Below are 20,604 nucleotides of genomic sequence, written 5' to 3'. Positions count from 1 at the left end.
TCGCGGCGGCGAGCTCACGCGTGGGCCTGGGCCGGCGGCGGCGGGCGCGACTCGACCGCGGGTGGTGGTTCGGCGGGCTTCGCCGGGGCCGGCAGCGGGGCGTGCCACTCCTTGTTGACGATCAGCCGGGCGCCGCGGCGGAACTTCAGGTACGACCACGTCCACTCCCACATGACCTGGAGGCGGTTCTTGAAGCCGATCAGGTAGTAGACGTGGACGAGCAGCCAGGCGAGCCAGGCGAAGAAGCCGGCGATCTCCATGCCGGCGAACTGGGCGATCGCGCGACGGCGGCCGATGGTCGCCATCTGACCCTTGTCGACGTAGTGGAACGGCTCGCGCGCCTTGCCCTTGAGCTCGAGCTGGATGTTGCGGGCGATGTGCTTGCCCTGCTGAATCGCCACCGGGGCCAGGCCGGGCAGCGGCTTGCCGGGCTCTTCCTCGATGTGGGCCTGGTCGCCGATGACGAACACGTCGCGGTGGCCGGGGATGCTGCAGTCCTTCTCGACGATGACGCGGCCCTGGCGGTCGAGCTCGACGCCGAGGCCGCGGTTGAGCTCGGGTGGGGCCACGCCGGCGGCCCACAGCACGGTCGCCGCGTGGACCGACTCGCCGCCGAGGACGACGCCGTCGCCGGTGACGTTGGTGACCATGGAGTTGGTCCACACGGTGACGCCGAGCTGCTCGAGGTCGCGGGTGGCCTTGTCGGACAGCTTCTCGGCGAAGGTCGGGAGGATCCGCGGACCCGCCTCGATGAGGATCACGCGCGCGCGCTCGGGGTCGATGCGGCGGAAGTCGCGGGACAGGGTGAAGCGGCTGATCTCGCCGAGAGCGCCGGCGAGCTCGACACCCGTCGGGCCGCCCCCGATGACCACGAACGTCAGCAGGCGCCGCTGTTTGGCCGGGTCGGTCTCCTTCTCGGCCAGCTCGAACGCGGTCAGGACGCGGCGGCGGATCTCCGTCGCCTCCTCGAGCGACTTGAGGCCGGGCGCGTAGTCCTCCCACTCGATGTGGCCGAAATAGCTGTGACGGGAGCCACACGCGAGGACCAGCCAGTCGTAGTCGAGCTCGCCGAGGCCGGCGGTCTTGAGCTTCTTGTTTGCGAAGTCGATGCCGGTGGCGGTCTCGAGGATGACCCGACAGTTGCTTTGGCGGCTGAAGACGGTGCGGATCGGGACGGCGATCTCGGCCGGACTGAGGCCGGCCATGGCGACCTGATACAGCAGCGGCTGGAACAGGTGGTGATTGCGCCGGTCGAGCAGGGTGATCTCGACATCGTCGACGCCGGCGAGCCCGCGAGCGACGCGCAGGCCGCCGAACCCACCGCCGACGATGATCACGCGCTTCTTGGCTTTCCCCGCGTTCATGTGCCGGAAGTGTACTCGAAGACCCGCGAGGGGCCGCTGAAGCGGGCTTTATCCGGGCGGGCGGCTGTGCGCTTGACGCGCGGCGGACGGATCTGTTAACAAGACGCACTCATGTCGACGTCCGAATCGTCTGAGGAGATCAGGCTTTACATGCCGGACCCCAGCACGATCCGCGCGGTCGAGTGCTCGCCGCCGTGCTGGATGGTGCGGCTCGCGCTCGAAGAGAAGGGGCTCGACCACGAGTGCAAGCTGCTGTCGTTCACGGCCGGCGAGCACAAGAGCCCGGAGATGCTGGCCAAGAACCCGCGCGGCACCGTGCCGGTGCTGATGGACGGCAACATCGTCGTCTACGAGACGCTGGCGATCTTCGACTACCTCGAATACGCCTACCCGCAGCCGGCGCTGTTGCCCAACACCAACGCGCTGCGCGGACGGGCGCTGACGCGGCTGCACGAGGCCAACAACCTCAAGCAGGTCGGGATGGCGCTGTTCTCGTACCTGATGAACACCAAGGCGATCGACCTCGACCCGGCCGAGGTCGACCACCTGGCGTCGTTCCTCCACGACGAGCTGTTCTTCTGGGAGTACTACTACGGCATCGGCCACTGGGCGGCCGGCTCGGCCATCAGCCTGGCCGACCTCGCGGTGTTCGCCTACGTCGCCACCGCGGCCCACCTCGGCCTCGAGCTCGAGCAGCGCTACCCCAACCTCCACGCCTTCTGCCTGCGCATGAAGGAGCGGCCCAGCGTGATCGCCACCTGGCCGTCGGTGTGGAAGCAGACGCCCTACTCGTATCTCACCGAGCCCGAATCGTGAGCGCGAATTCATCGGCTTCGCGTCGCGGTGCGAGGCCGGGCGCCGCGCGAGCGGCGCGGCGACGAGCGCGCTGACCTGGCTCTCAGGGCAGGCTCCCGGGGACAGGTCCCCCGGGACAGGTCCCTGAAGACAGGGTCAGTCGACCCACTCGGCCAGGAACACGTCAGTGTCGCCGTGGGTCTTGGCGCCGCGGTTGGAGGCGAACACCAGGTGCTTGCCGTCGCGGGTGAACATCGGGAAGCCGTCGAAGGTGTCGCTGAAGGTGACCTGCTCCTGGCCCTCGCCGTCGTCGCCGATCAGGTAGAGGTCGAAGTTGCGGCCCTTGGGGTCGCCCTGGTTGGAGCTGAAGACGATGCGCTTGCCGTCGGGGTGGAAGAACGGGGCGAAGTTGGCCTTGCCGTTCTTCGTCACCTGGCGCTGCTCGCTGCCGTCGGCGTTCATCACGAAGATCTCGAGGCGGGTCGGGCGGACCAGGTGCTCCTTGATGATATCGTCGTAGGCCTTGAGCTCGGCCTCGCCCTCGGGGTGGTTGGCGCGGTAGACGATCCGCTTGCCGTCGGGCGAGAAGAAGGCGCCGCCGTCGTAGCCGCGGGTGTTGGTGAGGCGCACGAGGCCGGTGCCGTCGACGTTGATCTTGTACAGCTCGGGGTCGCCGTCGCGGGTCGAGGTGAACACGATCGCGTCGCCCGTCGGCGAGACCGTGGCCTCGGCGTCGTAGCCGGGGCCGGTGACCAGCGGCTTGATGTCGCTCCCGTCGGCGGCGGCGGTGTAGATGTCGAACTCGGGGTAGAGCTTCCACACGTAGCCGCGGCTGCGGTCGGGGTTGGGCAGGCAGTCGTCGGCGGCCGCGTGGGTCGAGGCGTAGAGGATCCGCTGGTCGCCCGGGAGGAAGTAGGCGCAGGTCGTGCGGCCCTTGCCCGAGCTGACCCGCTTGGCTGTCTTGTCGGCCAGGTCGAGCGTGTAGATCTGGTCGCATCCGGCCCCGTCGCGGGTGCTCTGGAACACCAGCCGCTTCTCGTCGCCGGAGAAGTACGCCTCCGCGTTCTCGCCTCCGAAGGTGAGCTGCTGCAGCGACTTGAAGTGGCGCTCGCCCGCCAGCGGGACGCCCGGGTCGGGCTTGTCCGCGGGCGCCTCGGCGGGCTTGTCGGCGGTGGGTTTGTCGGCGGCGGGCTTGTCGGCGGCGGGCTTGGCAGCGGGCTTGTCGGCGGCCGGCGGAGCGGCGCCCTGACACGCGGCGAGGGCGAGGACGGTCAGCGGGGCCGCGAGGCGGGCGAGGACGGGACGCATGTCCGGGAGGATAACAGGATGGTGGCGCGGTTTCGCCGTCTTGTGCGCGGCGAGTCGCGAGTGGTATCCGCCGGCCCCCGAAACCCCCCATGGACGCAATTCACGGACTCTCCCTCGAAGCCATGGCCGAGACCATGAGCAAACACAACGAGCTGCGGGCGCAACACGGCGAGCCCGCGTTCAAGCCGTACTTCCTGCGCTACCTCGCGACGAAGGGTGTCGACGAGCACGCGTGGGGACAGGCGTGGAACAGCTGGCACGCTCGCATGGACGCCGACAAGAGCGGGCAGCTGTGGGCGCGCTTCAACACGGCCCAGAACGCGCTGACGATGCAGGCGCACTTCGGCGACGTCGCCGACATGAGCCAGGAGGTCCGCGGCGGGCTGACGCTCGACATGTACGCGCGCCTGTCGGCCGAGGCGGCCCAGCCCGGCGTCGACTTCGAGGCCCTGCTGGCGCGCCACGGCGTCAGCATGACGGTGTGGAACAGCGGGCGCGAGGCGTGGACCCTGGCGATGAGCCAGGACACGATGCACAGGATCACGACGCAGTACGGGCAGCTGTACGCCAAGTACAACCCGGCCCACGTCGCGGCGATGCAGGCCCAGGCCGCGCAGCTGATCGCCAACCGGCCGGAGTCGTCGGCGCAGGAGGAGGAGCCCGAGGTCGAGTACACGTTCGAGGTGGCGCTCGCCGAGCTGCAGTCGCCGGTGCCGCGCACGCGCTGGCACGCGGCCCACCTGATGGCGCAGAAGATCCAGACCGAGCTCGAAGGCGACCGCGCGCGCCAGAAGCAGGCGCTCGCGGCGTGCGTGCCGCAATTGCTCGACTGCCTCGACCGCCACGACAAGGAGACGGTGAGCTCGGCCGAGGCCGCGGCGCGCGACCTGGTCGAGCTGGGTCAGACCGGCGACGAGGCCAAGGGGGCGGTGACCCGCTGCCTGCTCCGCGGCCGTGAGCACCTGGCGACGGTCCAGGCCGCGTTCGCGCCGATCCAGAACAAGAACGTGCCCGAGCGGATCTACCTGCAGTCGGAGATCCAGGACTACACGTCGCTGGTCGAGACGCTCGAGGAGATCCTCGCCGACTGGAACGACGCCGGCGCGGATGCCGAGGACGCGGCGAGCGGGCCGGCGGCCCCGGGCGGCCGCACGGACGACGAGGGGATCGCGTCGAAGGTCGAGGGCGCCCGGAGCTGGTGGGACAGGATCCTCTCGCTGTTCCGCTGAGCCGCGCCGGCCCGACGCGGTAAAATCAGGGCGATGATCGATGTCGTCCTGTCGGGTCCGGGGAAGAACGCGCTGAGCTCGGCGCTGATGCAGTCGCTTCGCGGCCAGCTGGCGCGGGCCGAGGGGCAGCCGGTGCTGCTCCGCGGCGAGGGTGATGCGTTCTCCGCCGGGCTCAACTTCTTCGAGCTGGCGACGCTCGACGCCGCCGGGCTCGACGAATTCCTGGCTGTCCTCGAGGACCTGCTCCACGAGCTCTACAACTACCCGGGGCCGACGGTCGCGCTGGTCAGCGGCCACGCGATCGCGGGCGGCTGCCTGGTCGCCATGTGCTGCGACCACCGCGTGTGCGCGGCCGATCCCAGGCTGAAGATCGGCCTCAACGAGGTGGCGCTCGGCCTGCACTTCCCCGCGACGGCGCTGGCGCTGGCGCGGAAGCGGGTCAACCCGCAGTCGCTCGACGAGGTGATCCTCGGCGCCCGCCTCTACGACCCCCAGGACGCGCTCCGCGTCGGCCTGGTCGACGAGGTCGCCGCCGCCGCCGAAGCCGTCGCCCGCCAGCGCCTCACCGAGCTCGCCAGCCACCCCGCCGACGCCTACAGCGCCGCCAAGCGGGCGATCCGCGGCGGCGTCCTCGACGTCGACCCGGCCCAGCGCCGCGCCGAGCGCGAGGCGCTGCTCCCCCACTGGTCCGACCCCGCCCTGCGCGCCCGCATCGGCGCGTTCCTGGCCGCGAAGGCGCAGGCGAAGAAGGGGTAGTTCTAGTGTAATGGAGACATGTCCGGAGGGGCATGGTGTGAAGGACAGGCGACGAGGGACATGTTTGAAGGGGCATGTCCTTGCGGGAGGGGCGAACGGGTGATCCGGTCGTTCGGGCAGGTCGCGCCGGTCGGCTCCGGAGGAGCACAGCGGTGAGGGCAGGGGCTGTCCGTTGGGTCGGTGTTGCTGCCGTGCGCGAGGGCAGTCTCGGCGGGTTGCGGGGCAGGGCCGAGGGCCGAGGGGGTGCGGCGGCGATGGTAGGAGGCGACGGTGAAGCAGGTGCTACCGGGCTGCGCGCCAGGCCGGACGGCGAGTGGACAGGACTTTCGGACATGTCCGTGCGGGCAGGTATCGCCGGACCGCGTGCGAGGGCGGCGATGAGCGGGCGGGGCGGGGCGACGTGTTCGGACATGTCCGTTCGGGCAGGTATCGCCGGGCCGCGCGCGAGGGCGGCGATGCGCGGGCGGGGCGAGGCGACGTGTTCGGACATGTCCGTTCGGGCAGGTATCGCCGGGCCACGTGCGAGGGCGGCGATGCGCGGGCGGGGCGGGGCGACGTGTCTCCTGGGGCTGGCACTGCTGGCGTGCGCGCCGGGGCGGACGCCTGCGGCGGCGCGGCCGACAGGGAGCCCGGTGAGCGCGCCGGCGCCGAGCGTCAGTGCGGTCGAGGCGGAGCCGCGGGGCGGGCATTTCGTGATCCGCGGGGCGGAGATCGTCGGGGTCGGGGTCGCGGATCTCGCAGTGAAGGACGGACGGATCGCGGCCATCGGGTCAGTGCCCGCGGGACCGCCGGAGCTGCGACGCGCGGGCCGGTGGATCGTGCCGGCGGCGATCGACAGCCACGTGCATCTGAGCTTCCTGCCGGGCGGTCGCCGCTTGCTCGACGCCGGGGTGGCGGCGGTGGTCGATCTGGCGGCGCCGCTGTCGGGGCTGGCTGAACGCGAGGCGCCGCCCGAGCTGGTGGTGCTGCCCAGCGGGCCGATGATCACCGCGCGCGGCGGCTACCCGACCCGCGACTGGGGTAGCGACGGCTACGGGCTCGAGGTCGAGTCCGCGGCGGCCGCCGAACAGGCGGTCGACACGCTGGCGGACGCCGGGGCGAAGGTGATCAAGGTGCCGGTGACGGACGCCCCGGCGCTCCCGCCAGCGACGCTGCGGGCGCTCGTGACGCGCGCCCACGCCCGCGGGTTGAAGGTGGCCGCGCACGCGCTGCTGGATCGCCACGCGCGCGTCGCCGCGGAGGCCGGGGCCGACGTGCTGGCGCACGCGCCGGTGGAGCCGCTGCAGGCGCGCACGGTCGAGGCGTGGGCCGGGCGCGCGGTGATCTCGACGCTGTCGGCGTTCGGCGGGGCCGCGGGCGAGAATCTGACGAAGTTGCGTGCAGCGGGAATGACGGTGCTGTACGGGACGGACCTCGGCAACACGCAGATCGCGGCGATCTCCGGCGAGGAGATCGATCTGCTCCTCGAGGCAGGTCTCGACGGACAGGCAATCTTGACGGCGATGACGACGGCGCCGGCGCAGTACTGGGGGCTCGATCAGGCGACGCCGCCGGGACCCGGGGTGCTGAGGGTCGGCGGGGTGGCGAGCTTCATGATCGTGGCGGCCGACCCACGGCTGACTCCCGGGACGCTTGCGGAGCCCGAGGCGGTGTTCGTCGCCGGGGTGCGTCGCTGAGGCGCCGCGAGCCGCACGCGGCCGCGTGGTCGACGGCGATTGCAAGAGGCCGAGCGGGCGCGAACAGCCCGACGAATCTTCGCTGACGCCGCGAGCAGGCATGCCGTCGTGGCAGCTTCGTGCGCGCTGGAGGTCAAAGCGGTAGCGGATCCGGCGCTCCTCGGAGAGGGGTCCCCTATGCGAGGAGTTGACGCGATGCGCGGACCGTGGGCGCGGCGCTCACTGCGACGCGGCGCGCCGTCTGCGGTGAGACAGACGCGCGCCGCGAGGCAGCCGCGAATCGTGCCTCGAGCTCTTCGGGCGAGGCACGCGGATACGGGACAATGCGGCAGCGGCTCGAGATGTCTCTCGGGACATCATGCCGAATGCGCTCGGCCGTCACGGCCGCAGGTCGGTGGTCTCCGCGTGGACCTGTCCCTTGGGCCATGGAATGACGCGGCGACGAGCGCGGGGCCGTCGGCCGCGCGCCTCACGGTCACTTCGGCGCGCCGAGGCGGAACAGGTCGGCGGCGCCGTAGTCGACGGCGCCGGGCGTGGGCTCGAACGCGGCGGCGATGCCGGCGCGGGCGACGATGGCGGCGTCGATCGGGCGCGCCGCGGCAGGCAGGATCGGGGCGAGCGGCCGGAGCAGGCGCAGGGCCCAGCGCTCGCCGGTGCGGTGCTCCTGGCGGTCGCCGTCGAGCGGGCCGGGGCGGAGGTAGCGGGCGCGCGGGAAGCCGAGCGCGGCGGTGTCGCGCTCGAGCTCGCCCTTCATCCGCGAGTAGAAGATCGAGGACTTCGGCGCGGCGCCGGTGCTCGAGACGAGGACGTAGGTGTCGGCGCCGTTGCGACGGGCCGCGCGGGCGACCTCGAACTGGTAGGTGTAGTCGACCCTGTACTGCGCCTCGCGCGAGCCGGCGGCCTTGAGCGTGGTGCCGAGGGCGCTAAACAGGTGGTCGCCCTTCGCCAGCGCGCTCCAGTCGTCGGAGCGGTCGAAGTCGACGAGGTGCTCGGTGAGCTTGTCGTGCTGCACGCCGGCAGAGCGCCGGGCGAGGACGGTGACCGCAGTGTAGCGGGGATCGGCGAGCAGCTGACGGAGCAGCTCGCGGCCGACGAGACCGGTGGCGCCGATGAGGAGAGCCGTGCGAGGAGAGGCGTTCATGGCTGCTGGCTGTGTAGCCCGTTAATCGGCGGCCGGCTCGGATTTCGCGGCGACAGGTCGTCGTCGAGCCCGGGTGACCCGGCCCCCGGTGCGGCGTCGTCATCACGGCATCGAGGTCCGGCGCGACGGGGACCTGCAGGCTGCGGAAGGCCCGCTCGGCGTCGCGTCGCGCGACGAAGCGTCACCACGGCAGTGGGTCGCTGACGACGTGGCCCGGGTGCGTGCGGAAGTTATCCAGCGCGATCTCGCCGCCGAGAGCCTCGACCTCGGCGGCGAGCGACCTGGCCTCGGCGACAGGCATGGCGTCCACGAGCTCGGCGGGCGCGGCCTCGACGGCCGCCCGTGCTCCCTGGACGCCGACCGGAGTGCGCGTGGCGAGCAGCTTGATGAGGCGCATGCGATTGGGTCCGACGCGCACCAGCCGGACGGTGCATTTTTCGATCGGCGCGGCCGCGCGGGCCTTGAGGACCTCGGTGAGGCCGTGCCGCAGCCACGCGCCGGGAGGGTCGCTCGTCAGGGCCTCGGCCGCGGCGCGCAGGGCCTCGTCGGAGTCTGACCGATCGGACAGGAGAGCGTGGAGCAGGCCCGCGGACAGGCAGCGCGGCAGGAGCCGCTGGATCAGCTCGTCGAGCGGCAAGCGGGCCAGCGCCGGCAGGACGTCGTCGAAGCGGGTCCAGCGGTCGTTGCGGACCCCGGCGAGGAGGCCGTCGTCCCACGCCTCGCCGCTGCCGAAGCGCAAGGCGACGGTGCGGACCTCCGCGGCCGACCGGAGCATGAGCTCCTGCTCGCCGGCGTCGTCGACCAGCCGCAGGTGCTCGAAGGTGGTGAGGCCGACGCTGCCGGCGTGGGCGAGCAGCATCGCCAGGACGTCGGCGCGCTCGGCGTCGCCGAGGCGATCGCCGACGCGGCCGCGCACGAAGTCGAGGGCGCAGCGCAAGCGGGGCGGCAAGCTGGCGCGCAGGGCCAGGAACGGGGCCGGGTCGTGGCGATACAGCGCGAACACGAGGTCGTCGACGTGCTGGTTCCAGCCGCCGGGCAGGCCGTGGTCCCGACCGTCGGGCAGGCGCGCCAGCAAGTCGGCGCCGAGCTGCGGCAGGTCGGGAGACGACGACGGATCGATGGTCGCGGTCTCGGCCAGGACGTCGAGGAGCGGCCCGTGATCCTCGACGCGGACGAGCCGGTGGCGCGCGATGTGCCAGAGCACCTGGTGCCAGTCGGCGTGGTAGCGGAACACCGCCAGGGCTCGACCGATGCGGGAGGGCTCGTCGCGCGCCGCTTTCAGCTCACGCAAGACCTGGCGGAGGTCGTCGTCGGTGAGGTCGGGGCAGCTCACGAAGGCTGGGTTCGTCATGGTCGCACCGGCGTTCGGTGTCGCTCGCGGCGGGGGGCGCGTCAAGGGGCTCGGACGCCGGCGACGGTCCGAGGCGTCCTGTCGCCGGCGACGGCCGGCCTCTCGCACGCGCACCAGGACAGTGCGTCGCGCTGGCCGACGCCCGCCGACTGCTTCATCAGGGCCATCCTCCGCGCGCAGGGCTTCGTCGTCCGCCAGATCCCGGGCGTCTTCCGCTCGAAGCGCTTCGGCACCTCGTCACGGCGGTTCGGAGCCGGGGACCACCGCGTTGATCCGCGGCGCGGATCTGCATGGCCCTCAGGACATGCACGATCGGCCAGCCGCTTATCGGAGCAGCTGGTAGAGCACGACGCCGAGCACCAGCAGGAGGCCGGTGACGATGGTGACGACGTCGAAGTACTTGTCGATCAGCTGCTTGGCGCGCGGGCCGGCCAGGCGGATGACGGCGGCGACGAGGAAGAAGCGGCCGCCGCGGCCGAGGATGCTGGCGAGGATGAAGCCGACGATGTTGATCTGGGCGACGCCGGCGGCGACGGTGAAGACCTTGTAGGGGATCGGCGTGAAGGCGGCGATGAAGACGGCGAGCTCGCCGTGCTTCTGGTACTCGGTGGTGACGAGCTCGAAGGTCTCGCGCGAGAACACCGGGCCGATGATGTAGGGCTCGAAGGTCGACCACAGGGCGTAGCCGATCAGGTAGCCGAACAGGCCGCCGAGCACCGAGCCGAGGGTGCACCACGCGGCGAAGCGGAACGCCCGCGTGGGTGCCGACAGCGCCAGCGCGATCAGCAGCACGTCGGGCGGGATCGGGAACACGCTCGACTCGACGAACGCGATCGCCACCAGCGCCGGGACGCCGTACGGGGTGTCGGCCCAGCTGAGCACCCACTGGTAGATCCGCCGGAGCGGGTTGCGCGAGGCGGCGGGCGCGGGCACGGACGCGGGGTCGTTCACCGGCGTGACGTTACCACGCGAAGGGCGCGGGCGGCGGGCGCGAACGCGTGGCGTGACTCACCCGCGCGCGGATGTGACGAGAACCTGGCGCAAGGGACAGCAGCCGGCGCGCGACGGGTCCGCGCTTTCGGGCCGGAGCAGCGTACCGCAGGCAGCGGCAGCGGCGGCCTGCGCGGGGTGATCGCGGTCAGGCTCTCTCGCTGTCCTGGCGGTCGAGCGCGAGCGCCTCGTCGTACTCCTGCGGAGTGTTGCAGGTGCGGAGGACGCGGCGGTCGGGCAGCTCGGCGGCGTCGAGCCAGCGCGCGCCGAGGCGGTCGAACATGAAGAGCGGCCGGCTGCCGCTCTTGGCCAGCACCTCGGCCGCCGCGGCGTGAGCGGCGGCGACGCGCACGGCGCTGGCGAGCGGGTGCGGGAAGTGACGGTCGGCCGGGTCGCCCGAGGCCGGGGCGTCGAACGGCAAGATGCCCCCAAGGCCAGGTTCGTCGACGAGCCGGCGCACCAGCAGGCGCACGTAGTCGGCGCTGAGGAACGGGCTGTCGCACGCGCCGAGGTAGGCGAACTCGGCGCGATGGGCGACCAACACTCCGAGGCCGGCGAACAGACCGACGAGCGGGCCGCCGTGGTCGAACTCGGGCGGGTCGTAGGCCAGCACGACCTCGGGCGGGAGCGGAGGCAGCGGCTGGCCGGTCTGGGCGACGACGACGATCGGTCGGTCGCACACCTCGCGCAGGACGTCGACGACGTGACACAGGAGCGGCTGCCCGCGCCACGGCAGCAGGGCCTTGGGCGCGCCCATGCGGGAGGATCGCCCGCCCGCGAGGACGACGGCGCCGCAGGACTGAATGGAGGCGTCGGACATGGCGGCCGGGGGCGAGCCTGACAGGGGCAGACTGCGTTGGCAAGAGAGCCCGCGCGTGCCCCGGTCGCGCGCACGCGTCGGCGCCGCTCGCGGAGGGTCGCGCTGCGCCAGGATGCAGACGGCCGTGCGACGCGCGAGACGGCCCGCGTGGCAGCCACGACTGCGTGGATCCAGACCGGCTTCGGCGCGGGAGACTGGGGCTCGAGGGTGGTGACGCAGCGCCGCGCGAGGAGGCGGTGCGCTCGGCGAGCTCGGGTTCAGCGCGGGCGGCCGGTGCGGGGATCGAGGGTGGTGACGCAGCGCCGCGCGAGGAGGCGGTGCGCTCGGCGAGCTCGGGTTCAGCGCGGGCGGCCGGTGCGGGGATCGAGGGTGGTGACGAAGAGCGGCGCGCGCACGGACGGATCGTCGGCGTCGGCGACGAGGTGGACGCGGACGCGGTCGCCGTCGGGCTCGGCCCACACGCCCTCGAACTTGTGCCGGCCGGGCAGGGCGCGCTGCCAGGTGACCTGGTGCGGCGGGTCGAGGCGGATCAGCGCCGAGCCGAGGCAGGTCCCGTCGGCGTAGGTGTCGCGCGTGTCCTCGGCGGCCGCGGTCAGCAAGAGGCCGCCGTCGGGCATGGCGGCCGCGTCGGTGACCCCGTAGGGCACGCCGTCGACGTCGCCGAGGTCGATGAACGCGAGGTCGCGGATCAGGTCGGCGGTCCACTCGGCCCGGGCGGCCACGGCCGCGGCCGCGGCCGCGCGATCGAGGCGGACGAGCGCGCTGCGGTTGCCGGCCCCGTTGCCGCGCTGCAGCAGCACGAGGTGGTCAGCCCACACCGCGGCGCCCTCGAGGTTGAGCTCGGGCACGAGGCCGGCGAGCGCGGCGTGCAGCGAGGCCAGGGAGAACTCGGAGCATGTTGCAGAGGACATGTCCTCGGAGACATGGACGATCACGCCGGTCCGGCGGTTCGGCCGCGAGCCCGAGCCGAGCGCCAGCAAGGCGCCGCCGTCCCACGGGCACAGGGCCTCGAAGTCGGGCTTGGCTTGCTTGCGCGCGGCCGGCTCGCACGGCAGGACCCCGGCTCGCAGCGGATAGCGGCGCGGCGGGCCGGCGTCGGGGTAGGCGTGCAGCTCGAGGTCATCGTCGGCGACCACGAACGACCAGCCGCCGCGGCGCACCAGGCCGCTCGCGGCCGACAGCTCGAGGTCGCGCAGGGGGTGCAGCTGAATCATTTCCTTGGACATGTTCATATCGACATGCTCTGAAGGCCATGTGTCTGTGACGTCGGGGCGCGCCGGCTCGTGCGGCGTGCAATGCAGCGAGGGCGCCGGTGTGCGGGACGTGGCCGCCGCGCTCCCTGGCCGCGAGCACGAGGTCATCCTGGCGCAGCCAGCCGTGCTCTGCTTGCGAGGCGTCGAGGGCGGCCGGTACCGCATCGTCGCCGACAGGGTAGCGCACTTGATCGCCTGCGAGCCGGTGGTGCGGTCTTGTCACGATGGCGAGCGCTGCATGCAGTGCACGCCGCCGTCGGTCACCGTGGCGACCGAGTCCGAGGAGGACTTCGAGCGCATTCACGGCGACCGCTGGAAGCAGATCGCGCCGCCCGAGCGGCTGGTGTTCTCGCTCGTGTGCTTCCACGGCGATCGCCGGCTCTCCTTCGTCGACGTGCCCCGCGACGGCGAACATGCGACCGACGAACGGGTGCATCACGCTGCGTCTGTCTCCGGCGAAAGTCTCGTGCGGTGAGGTCGACCTGCAGACGCACCGCGACTGGTGGGACCACTGGCCCGACTTGCGGCGCAACTGAACGCTGTGTTTGTGCAGAACCGCGCGGATGCGGCGCGGCGACGCGCACCGATGCATCTGCAACGCTGGACGGGAACAGGTCCGCGCTCGCGTGATCTCCGCCAGGCGATGCGGCTCTGGTAAGGTCCCGCATCGCTGCCCTGGTGGGTGCGCAGCCTAGGAGTCGAACGTGTCGAGTGTGATCGTCCCGAAGTCCCGAGATGAAGTATTGAAGAGCTTCTCGCCGCTGCTGCAGAAGCACCTGCAACAGGCCGCGCAACCGGCCACCAAGGCCGAGGCGGCCGAGCGGGCCAAGCTGCGCGAGGCCGTCGAGCGGGCCGCGCAGTACACCAGCGAGACCATTATCAAGGGGCTCGCGGAGCTGCAGGTCAGCTTCGGCGCCGCGGTCGAGGCGCTGTCCGACCGGCTGGCGTCGGAGGCGACCAAGCTCGACGAGCTGCGCAAGGCGATCGCGGCCGAGGCGGCGCGGGTCGAGGATCTGAAGCACGTGCGGATCGCCGCCGAGGCGCTCGAGATCCTGCATCAGGACGACGCCAAGCGGCTGCAGGCGCTCGAGGACAAGTTCGCGGCCGAGGTGCGCGAGCTCGACGAGAAGGTCGCGCGGCAGCAGGAGGCGTGGGCCAAGGAGGACGCGGAGAAGGCGACGGCGCAGGCCGAGGCGGACGCGGCCCGGGCCAAGGAGCGCAAGGCCGACGAGGAGAAGTACGCCTACGAGATCGAGCGCCAGCGCCGGCTGGTGGCCGACGAGTTCGCGGAGAAGCGGCGCCTGCTCGAGCGGCAGCTGGGGGAGACGCAGGCACAGCGCGACAAGAACTGGGACGGGCGCGACAAGGTGCTGGCGGCCGCGGCGGCCGAGATCGAGGCGCTGCGGACCAAGACGGCCGCCTACGCCAAGGAGCTCGAGGACGCCGGCAAGTCGGCGCGCGAGAAGGTGATCGTCAAGATCAGCGCCGATGCCAAGGTCGACGCCGAGCTGTCGTCGCGCGACAACGCGGCCAACCTCGAGGTCGGCGAGCTGAAGATCAAGGCGCTCGAGGACCGCATCGAGAAGCAGCGGACCCAGATCGCCGAGCTCAACGCGCAACTGACGGCCGCCCTGGCCCAGACGCAGGGCCTGGCGCAGAAGGCCATCGAGGGCACCTCGGCCAGGAAGTGAGGCTCGCGATGAAGACGTTCACCAGCAAGAGCACCAAGCAAGAGATCCTCGAGGCCTATGGCGAGCTGGCCCAGGAGCTGAAGGACCTCAAGGACCGCAGCGCCGCCGCTCCGCCGGCCCGCGCCGCCGCGCCCGAGGCCGCCCCGGCCGCCCCGTCCGCCCCCGCCGCCAAGGAGAGCACCGCCGTGAATTTCGACGACCTGACCCGCGACCTCGACAGCATCCGCACCCGCTTCGGCGACGCCTCGTCGGCGCTGCAGCAGCAGCTCCTCCGCGAGTCCGGCCGCCTCGAGGGCCTGCGTACGGAGATCGCCGGCTACACCGAGCACCTCAAGGTGCTGCACGCGATCGAGGTCGGCGACGACACCACGCGCGAGCTGGTCCGTCGCTACCTCGACACCCAGCGCACCGCCGACGAGGCGTTCGCGGCCCGCAAGCGCAAGGTCGAGGAGGAGCTCGAGGGGCGCAAGGCCGGCTGGCGCAAGCAGCAGGAGGAGCGCACCCGCTCGGTCACCGAGGCCGACACCGCCGGCAAGCTGGCGCGCACCCGCGAGGCCGAGGAGTACGGCTACGCGACCACGCGCGCGCGCACGGCCGACGCCGACGCGCTGGCGCAGGAGAAGAAGCGCCTGCAGGCCGAGCTCGACGGGCTGCAGGAGGTCAAGACGGTGCAGTGGAACGAGCGCGAGCAGGCGATCGCCACGCGCGAGCAGGAGTACGCCGAGCTCAAGGCGAAGTCCGTGTCCTACCCGAAGGAGCTCGAGGCGGCCACCAACAAGGCCGAGGCCGAGGGCATGGCGATCGCGCGCCGGCAGTCGAAGATCGCGGCGGACCTGGCCCAGAAGGACTTCGACGGCAAGAAGAAGGTCCAGGAGCTCAAGGTCCACGAGCTCGAGGCGGCCAGCAAGAAGCAGGACGAGCAGATCCTCGAGCTGTCGAAGCAGCTGGCCACCGCGCTCAAGCAGGCCCAGGACCTCGCCATCAAGGCGATCGACGGCGCGTCCAACTCGACGTCGTTCGCGGCGGTCAAGGAGATCGCGCTCGAGCAGGCCAAGACGTCGCAGAAGTTTAAATAGACAGGCCAGCGCCGGCTCTCGCGGCGGCGCCCTCGCGGGCGCCGCCGTCGTCGCGACCGCGGACCGGTGATGGGATTCCACGCGTGATCGCCTGCGGTCCGGACAAGTGCCGGCCCACTGCGAGTGAGCCGCGCTGCGGGGGAATGCCTTTTCGGACATGCCCGGCCGCGGGCGTCGCCAATTCGTCATCGGACGCCGAGCCACGCGCGCATCAGATTTGGACAAAAAATCGTCGGCACGGCGATTGCTGAGACCGCGCATGCTCCACCGCCGCGCCGCCATGCTGCTCCTCGTCGGCCTCGCCGCTTGTCGGCGCGGGCGGATCCTCTCGCACGACGAGTGCGCGGACGTCGAGCACGACGCGCCCTACGGGCTGCGGTTCGTTCGCGGGCGCGGGGCGCTGTTGTTCTTCGGCGCGGCGCACATCCATGAGCCCGCCGATCCGCAGGTCGAGCGGATCGCGGCGCTGTGGGCCGAGTTTCGTCCGACCCTGGCGTTCAACGAGGGCGGCGACCCGCAGGTCGAGGCGTCCGCGGAGGCGGCGGTGGCCCGCTTCGGCGAGTCGGGGCTGGTGCGGTTCCTGGCGCGACGGGACGGGGTGCCGGCCGCCAGCATCGAGCCGTCGATGCGCGCGCAGGTCGAGGGGCTGCGGACGTCCGGGTTCACCGACGAGCAGATCCTGGTGTTCTTCGTCCTGCGCCAGGCGCCGCAGCACCGCGCGCGGGCCGGCGTGCCGATGGACGAGGCGCGGCTCGTCGAGGTGCTGCGGCACTTCCACGCCGCCACCGGCATCTCCACGCCGGCGACCGCGGACGCGCTGGCCTCGGCGTGTGCGCGGCTGTTGCCGCCGCACAATCACTGGTCCGAGGTGCCGGCCGCGTGGTTCGACCCGGTGTTCACGCGGCCGCCGGCGTTCACCAACGCGGCTGGCCGCCGCGTCAGCGAGGTCCGCGACGCGTGGACGGTCGAGCTGCTCACGGACCGCGTGCGGCGCGGCGAGCGGGTGTTCGCGACCATGGGCGCGAGCCACGTGGTCATGCAGGAGCCGGCGCTGCGGGCCCGCCTCGGGCGGCCGGAGCGGCTGGCGTGAATGGGGGCCCGGAGCGACATGTATTTTAAAACATGTCCTCGAGGGCAATTGTCTAGAGAGCGGAGACGACGAAGGCCAGGCGCTCCGCGGAGCGCCTGGCCTTTTGTTCATGTCCTGGAGATCAGCGGACGCGGATGGCGTCGGCGATCACGACGAAGCCCTCGGCGGCCCAGCGCGACAGGACGACCTTGTTCCAGCCGGCCTTGAAGTTGAAGGTGCCGAGCTGGACCCACTTGCCGCCGTTGGTCTGCTGGTTGGCGTTGACGGTGCCGATCTTGACGCCGGCGCTGTCGAACATCACGAACGGGGCCGCGGACGAGCGGTTGGTGCCGGCGGTCCACCAGGCGTCGATGGTCTTGCTGGCGGCGGCGGGCAGGTAGAACGAGAACTCGGCGCCGTCGGACACCGGCGCGGTGTTGGCGAACCAGTAGCCGCTGCCGTAGAAGCCGGGGGTGCTGGCCGTCGAGGTCCAGTTGGCCGACACGGTGATCTTGGCCTTGGCCGGGTCGTTGTTCGACGCGTTGCTGTCGACGATGATCTGGCCCGACGGCGCCGGCGGGGGCTCGCTCGGCGGCGGCTGGGCGCCGCAGTACTCGTTGACCTTGTTGAGGTAGGTCGTCCACGGCCAGTTCGCGCCCGGGTCGGTGCGGTTGTACGGCTGCAGCTGGGCGTGCGCGACGATGTGGTACTTGTCGCGGACGACCCCGTGGCCCTTGGTGATGTCGCAGGTCAGCTTGGCCGACTGGTTGATCAGGTTCGAGTTCCAGGTCTTCTGGCTGGCGAAGCCGGCGTGCTCGATGCCGACGGTGAAGTTGTTGCAGTTGTAGCCCTCGAGGCCGCACTCTTTCTTGGCGTTGAGGTCGCAGTCGTAGGTGGCGCCGATGTGCCAGGCCTTGTTCGACTCGCGGACGAGCTGGGAGATCTCCGAGCCGTCCTCCTTGACCACGTAGTGGGCGCTGACGCCCGCCTGCGAGTTGACCAGCCAGCCCCAGCAGCCGGAGTAGTTGCCCTCGCAGGTGTGGATGATGACCATCTTCACCTTGCCGGCCGTGCCCGCGGGCCGCGAGCTGTAGTTCGGCGAGGCGCGCCAGATCGAGCCGGCGTAGTCGGGGCCGGGCGCGAGCGTCGGGTCGCTCGGGGCGGTGAAGTCGGGGACCACGCCGGCCTCGGGCTTGAGCTGGGCCACCGGCGCGCCGGCCAGGTCGAGCACGGCGATGCCGCCCTGGATCGCGCCGTAGACGTCGTGGTGGATGTAACTGACGAGCGCATCCTCGACGGCGATGTCGCTCATCGAGGCGATCGCCGGGGCCCACGCGCCGAGGTCGTCGCGGTCGAACTCGAGGTCGTCGGCGTAGCTGCGCAGCACCGCCGCGGCGGCGCGGATGTTGGTGCGGCGGTCGTTCTTGACGTCGTCGAGGCTGGCGTCGATGAGGCCGGCGCCGAGGCCGAGGTGCTCGCCGCGCAGCGCCATGAGGCCGTACGCGGGCTCCTGGCCGTCGAACTCGGCCTCGCCCGCGATCATCTGCCACTGCGTCTCGGCGTAGCTGACCGCCTGGAGGATCGGCATCGGCACGCCGAACTCCTCGGCCGCGTCGCGGAACTCGTCGTCGAGCCCGCCGACCTGCGCGCCCGGGTCGACCTCCGGGACATCCTCGTCGGGGGTGGCGTCGTCGGCGTCGTCGGCGTCGGCGCCCACCTGGGCGTCGCTGTCGGCGGGCTGATCGTCGCCGGTACAGGCGGGCACGAGGAGGGCGAGGCTGGTCAGGATGCGGAGCGGGCGAATCGTCATGGCGGGACCTTCGGGTGCAGCGCGATAAGTTGCCTGCGCGCGCGAGGAGACATGTCCTCACGCGCAGAGCCGCGAGCGACACGTCGCGGCTCCGAGCGGCCGGTAAGACGGCCGTCACAATGACACCATCGTCCTTACGCGCCCTCGCTGGCGAGCGCAAGAGGGCCGCAGCACTCAGCAGCGCCAGAACAGGCCTTGGGGGCGCGTAGGCGGCGGATTTTCGGGTTCTTGCGAGCCGTCGCGACGACCTCACGGCGGGCTCGCAAAAGTCCGGTGATCGAAATTCGGGTGGTCGTTACTCCTTGGACGCACCGGCTCGGACGTGCGCACCGCGCAGCTGCAGCCGCGTTCCTGACGCGGAAGACCGGCTTCCCCGGCCGGGGATGAAGCTGTCTCGAGGGACAGGTCGTCCTCGGCGCGGGTGCGAGGATGTCCCGAAGGACAGGTGCGACGCGGCGGCGAGAGGCCGTCGTCGATCGCGGGCGCAGGGCGGACGCGCGCGGGCGCGCGCCGGGCGGAGAACGCGAGGAACATGGTTCGTGGCCAGGAATTCGGCGGCGGCGGGGCCGGCGCGGCTCGGGTACGCTGGGGCCGATGCTGCAGCGGCTCTCGATGATTTCGGCGCTCGCGCTGGCGGGCGCGGTGATGCTTGCTCCCGCGACTGCGGACGCGTTCTGCGGGTTCTACGTCAGCGGCGGCGACGCCAAGCTGTACAACAACGCGACGCTGGTGGTGCTCATGCGCGACGGCACCCGCACCGTGCTGTCGATGCAGAACAACTATCAAGGGCCGCCGGAGAACTTCGCGATGGTGGTGCCGGTGCCGACGGTGCTGCAGAAGGACGACGTGAAGACGCTGCCGCGGGAGATCTTCGACCGCGTCGACCGGCTGGCCGCGCCGCGCCTGGTCGAGTACTGGGAGGTGGACCCGTGCGCGCCGGAGGTGCTCATGGTCCCGGGCGCGCAGCCGACGACGAAGTTGATGTCCGCGGGCAAGGGCGGCGGCGGGGCGCCGGCCGACTACGGGGTGACGATCGAGGCGCAGTTCACCGTCGGCGAGTACGAGGTGGTGATCCTCTCGGCCAAGGACTCGAACGGCCTCGACGGCTGGCTGCGCGACAACAAGTACACGATCCCCGAGAACGCGGAGCCGGTGCTGCGGCCGTACGTGCAGCAGGGCATGAAATTCTTCGTCGCCAAGGTGGATGTCTCGAAGGTCAGCTTCGGCAAGGACGGGCAGGCGATGCTGTCGCCGCTGCGCTTCCACTACGACAGCGAGAGCTTCGGCCTGCCGGTCCGCCTCGGCCTGCTCAACTCGTCCGGGGTGCAGGACCTGCTGGTCCACGTCCTCGCGTCCGAGCGCTACGAGGTGGCCAACTACCCCAACGCGTTCGTGCCGACCAACCTCGAGGTCAAGGAGAGCGCGCGCGCCGAGTTCGGCAAGTTCTACGTGGCGCTGCTCGACGCGGTGATGCGCCACACCCCCGGGGTGGTGGTCACCGAGTACGCGTGGCAGGCCAACAACTGCGACCCGTGCCCGGAGACGCCGCTGCAGCTGGAAGAGCTGGTGACGCTCGGGGCCGACGTGCTGCCGAAGTACGCCGGCCGCGTCAAGTCGGCCGACGGCTCGGCGTCCTGGCAGGTCCCCGGCGAGTTCGTGCTGACGCGCCTGCACGCCCGCTACGGCAAGGAGGCGCTCGGCGAGGACCTGGTCTTTCGGTCAGCCGGCGCGGTGGTCGGCGGCCGCGAGGTCGGCGAGGCCGGCAAGCTCGAGAAGGGCGCGCAGCCGGGCGGGAACAACACGTTCCAGGGCCGCTACATCATCCGCCACCCGTGGACCGGGCCGATCACCTGCAAGGAGCCGATCCGCGGCCGCTGGGGCGGGCCGTGGCCGGACTGGAAGGGGGGCGGCGGCGCGAAGCCGCAGGCGGCCCAGGGCCTCGCGTTCGCCGAGCGCGGCGCCAACCTCGGGATGTACGTGGCGCAGGACATGCCCGAGCTGCAGGTCGTAGCGATCGCCGACGACCTGCCGGAGCCGAAGGTCGAGGCGAAGGTCGAGGCGAAGGTCGAGACGAAGACCGAGACGAAGGCCGAGACGAAGTCGGCGGACAGGCCCGCCGAGGCCGCGACGAAGTCGGGCTGCGGTTGCGCGGCCGGCGAGACCGATGCCGCCGGGGGATTGGTGGGGCTGCTCGGGCTGGCCTGGCTCGGGCGCCGGCGCCGGCGCCGAGATCCGTGATGCGCGCGCCCTGGCGACCGATTTATCATCCACGAGG

The 20,604-nt window shown here is 71.6% G+C and carries 17 protein-coding genes; 9 read left to right on the top strand and 8 right to left on the bottom strand.

Features of this window, described 5'->3' with window-relative positions; all coding sequences use genetic code 11:
• Positions 1-14: 14 nt before the first annotated feature.
• Entirely contained in the window at positions 15-1,364 is a 1,350-nt protein-coding gene (locus O0S08_RS41325) for an NAD(P)/FAD-dependent oxidoreductase (protein WP_269035022.1), read from the bottom strand.
• Between the two features lie 150 nt (positions 1,365-1,514).
• Between O0S08_RS41325 and O0S08_RS41320 the strand changes: the two genes are divergently transcribed.
• Complete coding sequence (locus tag O0S08_RS41320; RefSeq protein ID WP_269035021.1) at positions 1,515-2,180, top strand: glutathione S-transferase family protein; 666 nt, start codon at positions 1,515-1,517, stop codon at positions 2,178-2,180.
• A 135-nt stretch (positions 2,181-2,315) separates the two neighbouring features.
• Here the strand turns inward: O0S08_RS41320 and O0S08_RS41315 are convergent, their stop codons facing one another.
• Complete coding sequence (locus tag O0S08_RS41315; RefSeq protein ID WP_269035020.1) at positions 2,316-3,467, bottom strand: TolB family protein; 1,152 nt, start codon at positions 3,465-3,467, stop codon at positions 2,316-2,318.
• Positions 3,468-3,601: 134 nt separating this feature from the next.
• Between O0S08_RS41315 and O0S08_RS41310 the strand changes: the two genes are divergently transcribed.
• The 3 genes from O0S08_RS41310 to O0S08_RS41300 all read left to right on the top strand — a co-directional run bounded on the left by O0S08_RS41310 (position 3,602) and on the right by O0S08_RS41300 (position 7,128).
• Positions 3,602-4,696 carry a hypothetical protein gene (locus tag O0S08_RS41310; RefSeq protein WP_269035019.1) on the top strand — a complete coding sequence of 365 codons (1,095 nt, stop codon included), beginning with the start codon at positions 3,602-3,604 and terminating at the stop codon, positions 4,694-4,696.
• Positions 4,697-4,729: 33 nt separating this feature from the next.
• The gene (locus tag O0S08_RS41305; RefSeq protein ID WP_269035018.1) at positions 4,730-5,452 is read left to right on the top strand and encodes an enoyl-CoA hydratase/isomerase family protein; all 723 of its coding nucleotides are present in this window, start codon (positions 4,730-4,732) and stop codon (positions 5,450-5,452) included.
• Between the two features lie 632 nt (positions 5,453-6,084).
• Complete coding sequence (locus O0S08_RS41300; RefSeq protein ID WP_269035017.1) at positions 6,085-7,128, top strand: amidohydrolase family protein; 1,044 nt, start codon at positions 6,085-6,087, stop codon at positions 7,126-7,128.
• A 475-nt stretch (positions 7,129-7,603) separates the two neighbouring features.
• On the opposite strand, the gene O0S08_RS41295 is transcribed toward O0S08_RS41300, so the two are convergent.
• The 5 genes from O0S08_RS41295 to O0S08_RS41275 form a co-directional block, all read right to left on the bottom strand.
• On the bottom strand, positions 7,604-8,269 hold the full coding sequence (locus O0S08_RS41295; protein ID WP_269035016.1) for an oxidoreductase: 666 nt from the start codon (positions 8,267-8,269) through the stop codon (positions 7,604-7,606).
• A 181-nt stretch (positions 8,270-8,450) separates the two neighbouring features.
• The gene (locus O0S08_RS41290) at positions 8,451-9,620 is read right to left on the bottom strand and encodes a ribosomal protein L7/L12 (protein WP_269035015.1); all 1,170 of its coding nucleotides are present in this window, start codon (positions 9,618-9,620) and stop codon (positions 8,451-8,453) included.
• Positions 9,621-9,944: 324 nt separating this feature from the next.
• Positions 9,945-10,571, bottom strand: coding sequence for a YqaA family protein (locus O0S08_RS41285; RefSeq protein ID WP_269035014.1), 627 nt, complete (start codon positions 10,569-10,571; stop codon positions 9,945-9,947).
• Positions 10,572-10,758: 187 nt separating this feature from the next.
• Positions 10,759-11,430 carry a molybdenum cofactor guanylyltransferase gene (gene mobA / locus O0S08_RS41280; RefSeq protein ID WP_269035013.1) on the bottom strand — a complete coding sequence of 224 codons (672 nt, stop codon included), beginning with the start codon at positions 11,428-11,430 and terminating at the stop codon, positions 10,759-10,761.
• A gap of 338 nt (positions 11,431-11,768) precedes the next feature.
• Entirely contained in the window at positions 11,769-12,656 is an 888-nt protein-coding gene (locus O0S08_RS41275; RefSeq protein WP_269035012.1) for a DUF6910 family protein, read from the bottom strand.
• Positions 12,657-12,753: 97 nt separating this feature from the next.
• Between O0S08_RS41275 and O0S08_RS41270 the strand changes: the two genes are divergently transcribed.
• The 4 genes from O0S08_RS41270 (at position 12,754) to O0S08_RS41255 (ending at position 16,540) form a co-directional block, all read left to right on the top strand.
• Positions 12,754-13,158, top strand: a complete 405-nt coding sequence (locus O0S08_RS41270) for a hypothetical protein (RefSeq protein ID WP_269035011.1) — start codon at positions 12,754-12,756, stop codon at positions 13,156-13,158.
• Positions 13,159-13,387: 229 nt separating this feature from the next.
• Positions 13,388-14,374, top strand: coding sequence for a coiled-coil domain-containing protein (locus tag O0S08_RS41265; protein WP_269035010.1), 987 nt, complete (start codon positions 13,388-13,390; stop codon positions 14,372-14,374).
• 8 nt (positions 14,375-14,382) lie between these two features.
• Positions 14,383-15,450 carry a hypothetical protein gene (locus O0S08_RS41260; protein ID WP_269035009.1) on the top strand — a complete coding sequence of 356 codons (1,068 nt, stop codon included), beginning with the start codon at positions 14,383-14,385 and terminating at the stop codon, positions 15,448-15,450.
• A gap of 259 nt (positions 15,451-15,709) precedes the next feature.
• The gene (locus tag O0S08_RS41255) at positions 15,710-16,540 is read left to right on the top strand and encodes a hypothetical protein (RefSeq protein WP_269035008.1); all 831 of its coding nucleotides are present in this window, start codon (positions 15,710-15,712) and stop codon (positions 16,538-16,540) included.
• 121 nt (positions 16,541-16,661) lie between these two features.
• Here O0S08_RS41255 and O0S08_RS41250 read toward each other — a convergent pair whose 3' ends face one another.
• On the bottom strand, positions 16,662-18,329 hold the full coding sequence (locus O0S08_RS41250) for a golvesin C-terminal-like domain-containing protein (RefSeq protein ID WP_269035007.1): 1,668 nt from the start codon (positions 18,327-18,329) through the stop codon (positions 16,662-16,664).
• 594 nt (positions 18,330-18,923) lie between these two features.
• Here O0S08_RS41250 and O0S08_RS41245 point away from each other — a divergent pair.
• Entirely contained in the window at positions 18,924-20,567 is a 1,644-nt protein-coding gene (locus tag O0S08_RS41245) for a DUF2330 domain-containing protein (RefSeq protein WP_269035006.1), read from the top strand.
• Positions 20,568-20,604: the final 37 nt, after the last annotated feature.

The organism is Nannocystis punicea, assembly GCF_026965555.1.
Lineage (GTDB): Bacteria > Myxococcota_A > Polyangia > Nannocystales > Nannocystaceae > Nannocystis > Nannocystis punicea.
This window is presented reverse-complemented; position numbering and strand designations above follow the sequence as displayed.

Bases quoted from the DNA above. Each gene is read 5' to 3' on its own strand.
- O0S08_RS41295 (WP_269035016.1), bottom strand. From the start codon at position 8,269: ATGAACGCCTCTCCTCGCACGGCTCTCCTCATCGGCGCCACCGGTCTC.
- O0S08_RS41245 (WP_269035006.1), top strand. From the start codon at position 18,924: ATGCTGCAGCGGCTCTCGATGATTTCGGCGCTCGCGCTGGCGGGCGCG.
- O0S08_RS41320 (WP_269035021.1), top strand. From the start codon at position 1,515: ATGCCGGACCCCAGCACGATCCGCGCGGTCGAGTGCTCGCCGCCGTGC.
- O0S08_RS41260 (WP_269035009.1), top strand. From the start codon at position 14,383: ATGAAGACGTTCACCAGCAAGAGCACCAAGCAAGAGATCCTCGAGGCC.
- O0S08_RS41255 (WP_269035008.1), top strand. From the start codon at position 15,710: ATGCTCCACCGCCGCGCCGCCATGCTGCTCCTCGTCGGCCTCGCCGCT.
- mobA (WP_269035013.1), bottom strand. From the start codon at position 11,430: ATGTCCGACGCCTCCATTCAGTCCTGCGGCGCCGTCGTCCTCGCGGGC.
- O0S08_RS41290 (WP_269035015.1), bottom strand. From the start codon at position 9,620: ATGACGAACCCAGCCTTCGTGAGCTGCCCCGACCTCACCGACGACGAC.
- O0S08_RS41325 (WP_269035022.1), bottom strand. From the start codon at position 1,364: ATGAACGCGGGGAAAGCCAAGAAGCGCGTGATCATCGTCGGCGGTGGG.
- O0S08_RS41310 (WP_269035019.1), top strand. From the start codon at position 3,602: ATGAGCAAACACAACGAGCTGCGGGCGCAACACGGCGAGCCCGCGTTC.
- O0S08_RS41275 (WP_269035012.1), bottom strand. From the start codon at position 12,656: ATGTCCAAGGAAATGATTCAGCTGCACCCCCTGCGCGACCTCGAGCTG.
- O0S08_RS41250 (WP_269035007.1), bottom strand. From the start codon at position 18,329: ATGACGATTCGCCCGCTCCGCATCCTGACCAGCCTCGCCCTCCTCGTG.
- O0S08_RS41305 (WP_269035018.1), top strand. From the start codon at position 4,730: ATGATCGATGTCGTCCTGTCGGGTCCGGGGAAGAACGCGCTGAGCTCG.
- O0S08_RS41315 (WP_269035020.1), bottom strand. From the start codon at position 3,467: ATGCGTCCCGTCCTCGCCCGCCTCGCGGCCCCGCTGACCGTCCTCGCC.